Raw genomic sequence first — 11,542 nt, 5'->3', positions numbered from 1 at the left:
ATCACCTTACCCGATCATAAATGTAAGTTCTGCCTCTACGGCAACCTCTCCATCTACAGATGCCACTGCGGAACCGATTCCCACGGGGCCCTTTCTGCGGATGATCTTTGTCTCAAGACGGAGTTTATCTCCGGGAACTACCTTTCTGCGAAATTTACACTTGTTGATGCCGCCAAAATAAGCAGTTTTTCCCTTCATATCCTCCAGGGAAAGAATAGCTACCGCACCAACCTGTGCCAGAGCCTCTACCATAAGGACGCCCGGCATTACCGGCTCCTTCGGAAAATGTCCCCGGAAAAAGTCCTCGCGGAAAGTCACGCATTTATATCCAACAGCAAATTCACCTGGTTCATAATCTTCGATATAGTCCACAAGCAGAAACGGATGTCTGTGCGGGATGATCTCTTCGATCTGTTTTACGTCAAGATGTTTCATTCTCTATCCTCCTGAAAAATCACGGAGAAAACGACCGATTACATAATCTGTATTCTTTTTCTCCGAAACATTCTCTTTCTTATTCTTTAATTCTGACCTGAAGATATTTTATCGGATACGGAAAAGTTTCTGTCCATACTCTACCGGCTGTCCGTTTTCCACATAGATTTCCGCGATCTCGCCGTCAAAATCACTTTCGATCTCATTCATCAGTTTCATTGCTTCCACGATTGCAAGAACCTGGCCTTTTTTTACTTTATCTCCTACCTGGACGTATGGCGGAAGATCCTGGGATGGTGCTGCGTAGAAAGTTCCGACCAGCGGAGAAGTTACCAGGCTGCCGGTCTGGTCATCTGATTTCTGTGATACGTTTTCCGGCTGCTCTATATTTTGCACAGGTACTGTATTCTGCACGCCCTGTGTTTCTGCTGCATTTTTGTCTGCCGCTGCCATTTCATCTGCCGGATCTGATACTGTCGCCGCCACGGAACCTGCACCTGCCATCGGCACTGTATGCACTGCCCTGCGGACTTTTCCACCGGCCATTCCTGCCGCCGGAATGTTTTCCACAGTTTCCCCCATAACTCCCTGGATGATCTGTGGTTTTCCGTGTTCCATGCTTAAGGTCAGATCTGCTGTCTCGTAAGTAAAAGCAGTAAGTTCTGATGCGGATACGTGATCGATGAGCTCAAGGATCTGGTTAAATTCCATGATTTCACTCCTCCTCATACTTCTTTACAAGCAAGGTTCCGTTATGGCCTCCAAAGCCAAGGGAATTGCTCATTGCATAGCGTACTTCCTGTTCTGCCGGAGCGCCGATCATATAGTTGAGATCCAGCTCCTCCTCTGTTTCCGTAGTTCCCACAGTCTGATGGATAAATCCGTCCAGAATGGATTTTACACACACGATAAACTCAACAGCACCTGCTGCGCCAAGAAGATGTCCTACCATGGATTTTGTGGAGTTGATCTTTACATCTTTTGCCGCGTCTTTGAACGCAAGCTTGATGGCTCTTGTCTCAAACAGATCGTTGTGGTGGGTTCCGGTTCCGTGTGCATTGATATAATCTACCTGCTCCGGTGCAACACCTGCTTCTTTCATGGCGTTTTCCATGGCACGTGCGGCGCCGCTTCCGTCCTCGGCCGGAGATGTGATATGAAAAGCATCTGCAGTTGCACCATATCCCACAACCTCTGCCAGGATATTGGCATTTCTCTTTTTCGCATGTTCCAGTTCTTCCAGAACAACCACACCTGCGCCTTCACCCATGACAAAACCACCTCTGTCTTTGTCAAAAGGAATGGAAGCACGCAGCGGATCCTCGCTTGTGCTCAGTGCGGTAAGGCTTGCAAATCCTGCAATTCCGATGGGGCAGATAGCACCTTCTGTACCGCCTGCAAGCATTACATCTGCATCGCCGTACTGGATGGCACGGAAAGCGTCTCCGATACAGTGAGTTCCTGTTGCACATGCAGTTACCACGTTTGTACACTTTCCTTTTGCACCGGTGGCAATGGAAACATTTCCTGCTGCCATGTTTGTGATCATCTTGGGAACAAGAAGGGGATCAACCCTTGAAGGACCTTTTTCCACAAGCTTCTTCTCATTCAGCTCCGTAGCCTGAAGGCTTCCCACACCGGAACCGATGATCACGCCTACCATGTACGGATCTTCCTCTTCCATCTTAAGACCTGCATTTTCCACAGCTTCCAGTGCGGCTGCCACCGCATACTGGGAAAAGGGCTCCATTCTTCTTGCGGTTCTGGGATCCATGCGGTCTTTTGCTACGAAGCCTTTCAGCTCCGCTGCCAGTGTTGCCTTATATCCGGTTGTATCAAAACGGGTGATCGGTCCGATCCCCACTTTTCCTTCTTTCACTCCGTTCCAGAAGCTTTCCACATCGTTTCCGATCGGTGTTACTGCTCCAAGTCCTGTTACTACTACTCGTCTTTTCATCAATCTATCCTCCTGACTCCGGGGAGCCTTTTTTACATTGCCATTCCGCCGTCTACACGAAGTACCTGTCCTGTAATATAACGTGCGCCGTCCGATGCCAGAAAAGCGGCTGCTTTTGCCACATCTTCTGCAGTTCCCATGCTTCCCATGGGAATGGATGCCGAAATATTTTCTTTCACTTTGTCGGAAAGCACGTCTGTCATATCGGTTTTGATAAATCCCGGTGCAATGGCGTTGACCGTGATTCCTCTGGATGCCAGCTCTTTTGCGGCGGATTTTGTAAGGCCGATGATTCCCGCTTTGGATGCTGCATAATTGGCCTGTCCCGCATTTCCACGAAGGCCTACCACCGATGAAAGACTGATGATCCTGCCGCTTCTCTGTCTCAGCATCATTCTGGACACATGGCGGATGCAGTTAAAGGTTCCTTTCAGGTTGGTGTCAACAACTCTGGAAAAATCTTCCTCGCTCATCTTCATGAGAAGTCCGTCCTTCGTAACTCCGGCATTGTTTACCAGAATGTCAACACGTCCGTATTTTTCTGCAATGGCTTTGAAAAAAGCTTCGCATGCATCAAAATCTGCCACATTACACTGCAGGATATCTGCCTGGCCGCCAGCTGCCTCGATCTCTGCTTTTGTTTCCCGGGCTTTTTCTTCTGAGCCGTTATAATTGATCACTACAAAATTTCCTGCTTTTGCAAGTTCCAGGGCGATGGCTTTTCCGATTCCACGTGCACCGCCTGTTACCACTGCGATTTTTTTCTCTGACATATGAATTCCTTTCTGATCACTTAAGTTCCTGGCAGACTTTTTCTGCGTCTTCTACAGTCTGGATGTTATATACCTTTACATTTCTGTCGATCTTTCTCATAAACCCGGCCAGTGTTCTTCCAGGTCCGATCTCCACGAAGGTATCCACTCCCTGGCGGATCATGTTTTCCACACTCTGCTGCCAGCGCACGGAAGATGAGATCTGTTTTTCCAGAAGTGCCTTTGTTTCGGATGGATCTTCCACATACTCTGCGGTTACGTTTGTTACATATGGAATTTTAAGCTGGTGGAGTGTGATACCCTCCAGAACCTTCCCCAGCTCTTTTCCTGCTGTAATAAGCATTGCGGAGTGGAAGGGACCGCTGACATTTAACGGGATCACTCTTCTTGCGCCAGCTGATTTCAGTTTTTCAGAAGCTTCTGCAACTGCCTCTGCAAGTCCTGTGATCACGATCTGACCAGGACAGTTATAATTGGCAATGCTGACATCTGAAATGTCTGCGATCACTTCCTCGATCTTCTCTGTTTCCATTCCCATAACTGCCGCCATGCTTCCTTTTCCTGCCGGAACTGCCTGTTCCATCAGGATTCCTCTTTTTCTTACGGTTGTAATGGCATCGCAAAGCTCCATGCCGCCTGCTGCTTCGATGGCACAATACTCACCAAGGCTTAAGCCTGCAGTTACATCCGGATGAAGTCCCATCTCCTCTACGACCTTTTCCATGGCGAGGCAGGTGGTGACCAGCGCTGCCTGTGTATACTCCGTCAGATCAAGCTTGTCATTTTCTTCAAAACAGAGTGCTTTCATGTCCAGATCCAGCCACTTACTGGCAGAATCAAAAACCTTTTTTGCAGTATCATATTTCTCATAAAAATCTTTTCCCATCCCGGCTTTCTGTGCGCCCTGTCCTGGAAAGATGAATGCTGTTTTTCCCATCTGTTTATTCCTCCGCAAGAAAACTGTTTTTTCTGACTGTTTCTTTTGTCTCCGCCATCAGTCTTGCCATCAGATCTTTACAGGTGGGAATGTCTTTTACCATACCTGCGATCTGTCCGGACATCACGCTTCCGGTTTTTACATCACCGTCGACAACCGCCTTTCGAAGACCTCCCAGTGTGAGAAGCTCCAGCTCTTCAAAAGATGCTCCTGCTGCTTCTTTTTCCAGATATTCCTTTGTCATGGGATTTCTTAAGGTACGGACCGGATGACCTGTGGTACGTCCGGTTACTCTTGTGTCGATATCTTTTGCCTTCAGGACAAACTGCTTATAGTTTTCATGTACATTACATTCCTGTGTGGCAACAAAACGGGTTCCCATCTGTACAGCCTCTGCACCCAGCATAAAAGCCGCCGCAATCCCACGGCCATCTGCGATTCCACCTGCCGCGATCACCGGGATCTTTACCGCATCCACAACCTGTGGTACCAGCGCCATGGTAGTTGTCTCACCGATATGTCCACCGGACTCGGTTCCCTCAGCTACCACCGCATCTGCGCCGCAGCGCTCCATTCTTTTTGCAAGAGCTACGGATGCAACGACCGGGATCACTTTTACTCCTGCAGCTTTCCATGCTTCCATGTATTTCTCCGGGCTTCCGGCACCGGTTGTTATCACTTTGATGCCTTCTTCCACTACGATCTTCGCAACCTCATCGGCGTTTGGACTCATCAGCATGATGTTTACACCGAAAGGCTTATCTGTCAGTTTTTTTGCTTCGCGGATCTGCTCACGTACCCATTCTGCCGGTGCGTTTGCTGCCGCGATCAGTCCCAGGCCTCCTGCTTCGGATACTGCTGCCGCAATGTGATGGTCTGCCACCCAGGCCATACCACCCTGAATGATTGGATATTCGATACCAAGTAATTCTGTAACTCTTGTTTTCATTTTTTACCTCCGGGAAATTGAGTCAGGCGGATATTTGCAATCCACTTTTCTACTTACTCATAGTTTTAACAGTCCGTTAATCGGGACTTTGATTTTCTCATTTAATACTCAATCAAACTCGCTCCATACGTCAGTCCGCCGCCGAATCCTGCAAGGACCAGTTTATCACCTCTCTGCAGTTCTCCGCTTCTCTTCACCTCATCCAGAAGGATCAGAAGGCTTGCGGAAGACGTATTTCCATATCTGTCCATGTTCATGGGAAACCTGGAAATGTCTTCGCCCAGCCGCCTTGCCGCAGAACGGATGATCCGCTCGTTTGCCTGGTGGAGAAGATAATAGCGGATATCCCCACAGGGAACCTGCTCTCTGGAAAGAAGCTCCTTCACCGCTTCCGGTACTTTGGATACCGCAAAGGTAAACACTTCTTTTCCATTCATCTGTATGTAGGTTTCCTTTGCTTTGGGATTATTTTCGTAACAGATCTGATTTCTGCTCTGCAAGGTAAGTGCCCCGCCTTTTTTTCCAATGGAATGGGTTACCTGTGCATATTTGCCACCCTCTTCTGCTTTCAGCACAACTGCTCCTGCGCCGTCCCCGAAAAGGATGCAGGTACCACGGTCCGTCCAGTCCGTTAAACCGGACAGTTTTTCTGCACCGATCACAAGGGCACTCCGGTAAATTCCCTGGGCCAGGTATGCCTGCGCTGTGTTCAGTGCCAGAAGAGATCCCGTACAGGCTCCATTCAGATCAAAGCAGGTAGCATTTTCCGCTCCGATCTGCTCCTGTACACCACATGCCACACAGGGCATGATCTCTGTAGGAGAGATCGTTGCTACAATAATCAGGTCGATTTCTTCCGCCTTCATACCTGCATCTTCCAGCGCCTTCTGCGCTGCCCGGGCTGCCATTGTCACGGTATCCTCGTTTTCTTTTGCAATATGTCTCTGTACCACGCCGGTTCTCTCACGGATCCACGCATCGCTGGTTTCCACCATTCTGGCAAGATCGTTGTTATCCCACACCTTATCCGGGACCCAGGAACCTGTTCCACATATTTTACCTGTCATCTTTTTCTCCATGATATCTGTCTTACATCAGCCTGTAAAAGATCTCATCCGGTGAACATTGCTTTTATGCTTTTATGCAATGGCCTCCTGGCTGGATTAATCTATACTGCTGTTCTCTGATTTATCTTTTATCTTAAAATATTTTGATTATCAAATTATATCATCATAAAAGTATTTGTCAAGAAGGAAATTTCTTATAAAAATCGTGGATATCCTGTCAGATGGGACTATGGTTTGGTATGAATGGAATTTTGTGCTATGATTGTTATAATGCAAAATCAGAAGTAAAAGCCTGCTCTTATCGTGCAGACATGAACAACTTTTAACCTCTTTGCATCTGATATCTTATATTTTGCTGAAAGAGAGTGTGATAAGAAATGAAAAAGAACTTGTTCCTTCGGATCGTCTTCTACGTTGCCGGTCTTCTGATCCTGGTGCTGGGGATCATCCTGAACACCAAATCGGGCCTGGGTGTCTCCCCGATCATTTCTGTGGCCTACAGCATCGCCACCATTGGAGGATTTAATTTTGGTAATATTACCTTCCTTTTATATTCCGCATTTGTTGTAGTTGAGATTGTTTTACATATCTTCCGAAACCACAGATATTCCGGGGAAGCAGGCGGTGCCATTGCTCCGGCAGCACACCGGGATCTGAAGCTGGTGCTTGTAATGGACCTTCTTCAGCTGCCTTTAAGCCTTGTGTTTACACGTTTTATGAATCTGTTTTCCGCACTGCTTCCGACACCCTCTGACAATATGCCATCCAGACTTCTGGTCCTTGCCGCCGGAATCATCCTTACCGGGATTGGTGCCGCCATGTCTCTGAACATGCGTATCATCCCCAACCCGGGAGACGGGATCGTACAGGCCATTTCCGACTGTATCGGGAAATCTGTTGGGTTCACCAAGAACTGTTTCGACCTCTTTAATATCTGCCTTACCACTTCCATTGGCCTGCTCTTCGCTCATAAGCTGATCGGCATCGGCCTTGGAACTGTGATCGCTGTACTTGGCGTAGGCCGTGTTATCGCGGTCTTCAATCGCCTTTTTATGAAAAAAATGACAGCTGCCGCAGGCGTGGAGTATTGATCTCCACTGCCATACGGCAGCTGTTTTATTTTACTTCATCGCCCACTGCACCAGGCACATTGCACCGATCTGCACCAACAGTATTACCGGTACACCAATCGCAAATTTGGCTTTGCGGGTTTTGTGGTGAAAAAAACGCATGCCCAGGATAGCTCCAACGCTGCCACCGATGACAGCACTCAGGATCAGGGTTTTCTCCGGAATCCGCCAGGCATTACGCCGGGCTTTCTGCTTGTCGGCTCCGAAAAGTACAAAAGCCAGGATATTCACTGCAAGCAGATAATAATATATGTAATCGTTCATGATATCTCCCTCCGAGCTCTGTGTCCTATATTTCGGACAGTAGCAGATTCTTGTATTCACTGCAGTTTAATGATCAGCACCGGTATGGGCGGATTATTTGGCCGGTTTACATATTCCGACTGGATCACCAGATACTTATGAGGATCCAGCTGACGGATAAATGAAAGCATCGCATCCCGTTCCTGAAATCCGGTATCCCCACCGCTGTAAATACAAATCGTCATAAGGCCGCCTTTTTTCAGAAGCGTAAGGCCGCTTTCCACTGCTCTTTTGCTGCTGTCCGCTCTGGTTGCCACAGAATGGTCTCCCCCTGGAAGATATCCCAGATTAAAGGTGATACAGGATACGGTTTCTGCTTCTGCATAGGCTGCCATGTTCTCATGGGAATCCAGGAACAGCTGATAATTCTCCGGACAGTCATCCTTTTTCAGGCGTTCTTCTGTGTGTTCCAATGCCTGTTTTTGAATGTCAAATGCCAGAACACGTCCATTTTCTCCCGCAAGTCTGCTCAACAATACAGTGTCGTTACCATTTCCCATCGTTGCATCAATACAAATGTCTCCCGGCATGACCTGCTGCCGGATAAAATGTTGCGTGTATGCGGTGATCTGAAGATTTTTCATACCAAAATCCTTTCAAGATTTTTTACAGTTCATGATAATACGGGCAGATATCCTCATAATGTCCGTCCTTCATACGGAAGCCCTTCGGGATCACCCCAAGCTGTGTAAATCCAAGTCTCTCATAAAGATGTCTTGCATGGACATTACATGCCACAACCGCATTAAACTGTAGAACACCAAAACCGTGCTCTTTTCCCTGGATCAGACAGTCGGATACCAGTTTTTCTCCGATATGAAGTCCTCTGGAATCTCTGCTTACCGCATAGCTGGCATTGCAGATATGTCCACATCTTCCGATATTATTCGGATGAAGGATGTAAAGGCCGTAAACTTTTCCGCTCTCCTCATCCACTGCAGCCGCTGTATAGGTCTGCTCCGCAAAGAATGCCTTTCCGGTTTCCTCATTCAGATATTCTTCCTGTGGAAAAGCCACGCCATCTTCCACCACTTCATTCCAGATCCGGATCAGATCCGGAAGATCTTTTTCCTCGTATTTTCTTACTGTAATATTCATAATTATCTCCTCTCCGGTCAGGATCCGGGACTCTTCCAAAAACCATGACCCGGTTTTATCTCTGTAAAGCATACATTCTCAGTCAACCCGCCCGTTTATCGTAATTCCACATTCCGGCCGTCTCTTTTGATCACACCCTCATCAGACAGGTTTTTGATCTCACGCATCATGGCGCTTCGGTCCACACTTAAATACTGGGCCAGTGCGGTATAGGACATGGGCAGTTTAAACTTCCCGGTATTTTTCTCCGCAGCCAGGGAATGCAGATAAGCCATCAGCTTCTTCCTGGTGGAAGATCTGGAAAGCATATAGATCCGGTCCGTCTGCTGTCTGGAGTGAAGGGCCGTCATCTGCAGAAGATTGCTGACCATCTGGCTGTGATGATGACAGGCATTTTCACAGCGTTTGATCACATGCTCATAATCAATGAACATCACCCTCGTCTCCGTGGCAGCGCACACATAATAATGCTGGGAATCCGACGGAAGCAAAAACGGTTCACCAAATACACTGTCCTTATTCAGTTCATCGATGACATACTCATTTCCATCTTCATCACAGCAGTAAAGCACCGCCCGTCCCTCCTGGATCAGCCCGATCTTTTTCATAGAACTGGAATATTCCATAATGGTTTCTCCATTCTGAAAAACAGCCTCCCGGACTTTGAAACAGACACGCATTCTTTCCTGTTCTTCGGGCAAAATATCCGTAAATAAAGTAATGTGCTCCATGTTTTTCCTCCCCTCCTCACCAGCCAGATGAACCGTACATGTTTCTGATTTTATACCAGCACAGAAAAAATGTAAAGTCTGGAAAATTTCCCCTGTTTTGTTGTATTTGCAACAGTTTTTGTCAGTAAAATCTGTTATATTTTTATCAAAGTTAAGGAACAAACAAAACACAGTCACATAAATAAATCCACCATAGAAAGAAAAGAGGAATTGCTCATGAAAATCACAGATACTATCAAATATGTAGGCGTTAATGATCATCAGGTTGACCTTTTTGAAGGCCAGTACAAAGTGCCAAACGGCATGTCCTATAACTCCTATGTGATCCTGGACGAAAAAGTTGCAGTTATGGATACCGTAGATGCCAATTTTACCCACGAATGGCTGGATAATATTCAGCAGGTTCTGGGTGACCGGAAACCGGATTATCTGATCGTACAGCATATGGAACCGGACCACGCAGCCAACATCGCCAACTTCATGAAAGTTTATCCGGACACCACCGTTGTCTCCAACAAAAAAGCCTTCGCCATGATGCAGAATTTCTTTGACCTGGATCTGGAAGGCCAGCAGGTTATCGTAGATAATGGTGGAACTCTTTCTCTTGGAAAGCACAACCTGACTTTTGTATTTGCGCCGATGGTTCACTGGCCGGAAGTTATGGTTACTTATGACAGCACAGAAAAGGTTCTTTTCTCCGCAGACGGTTTCGGAAAATTCGGTGCCCTGGATGTGGAAGAACCATGGGACGATGAGGCAAGAAGATACTTTATCGGTATCGTTGGAAAATATGGCGTACAGGTGCAGAACCTTCTGAAAGTAGCCGCAACTCTGGATATCCAGACCATCTGCCCGCTTCACGGACCGGTTCTTACTGAAGATCTGGGACATTATATCAGTCTTTATGATACCTGGTCTTCCTACACACCAGAGGATGACGGAATCGTGATCGCCTACACTTCCGTATACGGTCACACCAAAGCGGCGGTTCAGCAGCTGGCTGACAAATTCCGCAGCAAAGGATGTCCAAACGTTGTTGTCTATGACCTTGCAAGAGATGACATGTCTCAGGCACTGAGCGACGCTTTCCGCTACTCCAAACTGGTTCTGGCAACCACCACATACAACGCAAGCATCTATCCGTTTATGAACGACTTTATCACCCGTCTGGTAGAACACAACTTCCAGAACCGTACCGTAGGTCTGATTGAAAACGGAACCTGGGCACCGCTGGCAGCAAAAGTCATGAAAGAGATGCTCTCCAAGTGCAAAAAGATCAACTGGCTGAATACCACCGTTAAGATCATGTCCGCAGTAAACGAAGAAAACCGCAAACAGATGGAATCCATGGCTGATGAACTCTGCCAGGAATACATTGCAAAAAGCGATGATCTTGCCAACAAGAGTGATATGACCGCTCTGTTCCGCATCGGTTACGGCCTCTATGTGGTAACTTCCAACGATGGCAAAAAGGACAACGGCCTGATCGTCAACACCGTTACACAGCTTACTGACAATCCATACCGCGTAGCTGTCAACATCAACAAGGCCAACTACTCTCACCACGTGATCCAGCAGACCGGTATCATGAACGTAAACTGTCTGTCTATAGAAGCTCCGTTCTCTGTTTTTGAACAGTTCGGATTCCAGTCCGGCAGAAGCACCGATAAATTTGCAGGCCAGAAAGTGAACCACTCTGACAATGGACTGGTATTCCTGGACAAATATATCAATGCTTTCATGTCTCTGAAAGTGGAAAATTACGTAGATCTTGGTACTCACGGAATGTTCATCTGCAGCGTCACAGAGGCCCGTGTCATGAACGATCAGGAGACCATGACTTACACCTACTATCAGAAACATGTAAAACCACAGCCACAGACTGAAGGCAAAAAAGGCTGGGTATGCAAAGTCTGCGGATATATCTATGAAGGCGATGAACTTCCGGAAGATATCATCTGCCCACTGTGCAAACATGGCGCTGTGGATTTTGAACCTATCGAAGGATAAGATAAAAATCCCGATCAACTGATCTTATCCGGTTACAACTCCCTTGTTTTTACAAATTATAAACCATCAAAAAAAGACAGACATTCATGGCCTGTCTTTTTTTGCGTTATCATCTGATATCTTTTCAGCATCTTTTATCTGACGGATTTTTG

13 protein-coding genes are annotated in these 11,542 nt (G+C 47.1%); 2 read left to right on the top strand and 11 right to left on the bottom strand.

What is annotated here, in order from left to right; all coding sequences use genetic code 11:
• Positions 1–6: 6 nt before the first annotated feature.
• From fabZ to AC04Q6_RS10745, 7 genes are all read right to left on the bottom strand, one after another.
• Positions 7–435 carry a 3-hydroxyacyl-ACP dehydratase FabZ gene (fabZ, locus tag AC04Q6_RS10775; RefSeq protein WP_021977160.1) on the bottom strand — a complete coding sequence of 143 codons (429 nt, stop codon included), beginning with the start codon at positions 433–435 and terminating at the stop codon, positions 7–9.
• Positions 436–543: 108 nt separating this feature from the next.
• A complete protein-coding gene (gene accB / locus AC04Q6_RS10770; protein WP_021977159.1) occupies positions 544–1,146 on the bottom strand; it encodes an acetyl-CoA carboxylase biotin carboxyl carrier protein in 603 nt (200 codons plus the stop codon).
• Between the two features lie 4 nt (positions 1,147–1,150).
• The gene (gene fabF, locus AC04Q6_RS10765) at positions 1,151–2,392 is read right to left on the bottom strand and encodes a beta-ketoacyl-ACP synthase II (RefSeq protein WP_021977158.1); all 1,242 of its coding nucleotides are present in this window, start codon (positions 2,390–2,392) and stop codon (positions 1,151–1,153) included.
• 32 nt (positions 2,393–2,424) lie between these two features.
• Positions 2,425–3,165, bottom strand: coding sequence for a 3-oxoacyl-[acyl-carrier-protein] reductase (gene fabG, locus AC04Q6_RS10760; protein ID WP_021977157.1), 741 nt, complete (start codon positions 3,163–3,165; stop codon positions 2,425–2,427).
• A 16-nt stretch (positions 3,166–3,181) separates the two neighbouring features.
• Positions 3,182–4,102 carry an ACP S-malonyltransferase gene (fabD, locus tag AC04Q6_RS10755; RefSeq protein WP_021977156.1) on the bottom strand — a complete coding sequence of 307 codons (921 nt, stop codon included), beginning with the start codon at positions 4,100–4,102 and terminating at the stop codon, positions 3,182–3,184.
• A gap of 4 nt (positions 4,103–4,106) precedes the next feature.
• Positions 4,107–5,051, bottom strand: coding sequence for an enoyl-[acyl-carrier-protein] reductase FabK (fabK, locus tag AC04Q6_RS10750; protein WP_119248006.1), 945 nt, complete (start codon positions 5,049–5,051; stop codon positions 4,107–4,109).
• A 101-nt stretch (positions 5,052–5,152) separates the two neighbouring features.
• The gene (locus tag AC04Q6_RS10745; RefSeq protein ID WP_119248005.1) at positions 5,153–6,118 is read right to left on the bottom strand and encodes a beta-ketoacyl-ACP synthase III; all 966 of its coding nucleotides are present in this window, start codon (positions 6,116–6,118) and stop codon (positions 5,153–5,155) included.
• 377 nt (positions 6,119–6,495) lie between these two features.
• Between AC04Q6_RS10745 and AC04Q6_RS10740 the strand changes: the two genes are divergently transcribed.
• Positions 6,496–7,209, top strand: a complete 714-nt coding sequence (locus AC04Q6_RS10740) for a YczE/YyaS/YitT family protein (protein ID WP_119248004.1) — start codon at positions 6,496–6,498, stop codon at positions 7,207–7,209.
• Positions 7,210–7,239: 30 nt separating this feature from the next.
• Here AC04Q6_RS10740 and AC04Q6_RS10735 read toward each other — a convergent pair whose 3' ends face one another.
• The 4 genes from AC04Q6_RS10735 to AC04Q6_RS10720 form a co-directional block, all read right to left on the bottom strand.
• Positions 7,240–7,512, bottom strand: a complete 273-nt coding sequence (locus AC04Q6_RS10735) for a DUF1294 domain-containing protein (protein ID WP_021977152.1) — start codon at positions 7,510–7,512, stop codon at positions 7,240–7,242.
• Between the two features lie 56 nt (positions 7,513–7,568).
• A complete protein-coding gene (gene mnmM, locus AC04Q6_RS10730; protein WP_021977151.1) occupies positions 7,569–8,135 on the bottom strand; it encodes a tRNA 5-(aminomethyl)-2-thiouridylate-methyltransferase MnmM in 567 nt (188 codons plus the stop codon).
• 22 nt (positions 8,136–8,157) lie between these two features.
• Complete coding sequence (locus AC04Q6_RS10725) at positions 8,158–8,649, bottom strand: GNAT family N-acetyltransferase (protein WP_021977150.1); 492 nt, start codon at positions 8,647–8,649, stop codon at positions 8,158–8,160.
• A gap of 95 nt (positions 8,650–8,744) precedes the next feature.
• Positions 8,745–9,380: a Crp/Fnr family transcriptional regulator gene (locus tag AC04Q6_RS10720; RefSeq protein ID WP_021977149.1), complete on the bottom strand. Its 636-nt coding sequence runs from the start codon at positions 9,378–9,380 to the stop codon at positions 8,745–8,747.
• Positions 9,381–9,596: 216 nt separating this feature from the next.
• On the opposite strand from AC04Q6_RS10720, the gene AC04Q6_RS10715 reads away from it, so the two are divergent.
• Positions 9,597–11,390, top strand: a complete 1,794-nt coding sequence (locus tag AC04Q6_RS10715; RefSeq protein ID WP_021977148.1) for a flavin reductase — start codon at positions 9,597–9,599, stop codon at positions 11,388–11,390.
• Positions 11,391–11,542 lie beyond the last annotated feature (152 nt).

It is taken from the genome of Blautia sp. HA9023 (assembly GCF_056504095.1).
Note: the sequence above shows the minus strand (reverse complement) of the source record. Positions and strands in the feature narration are given on the sequence as shown.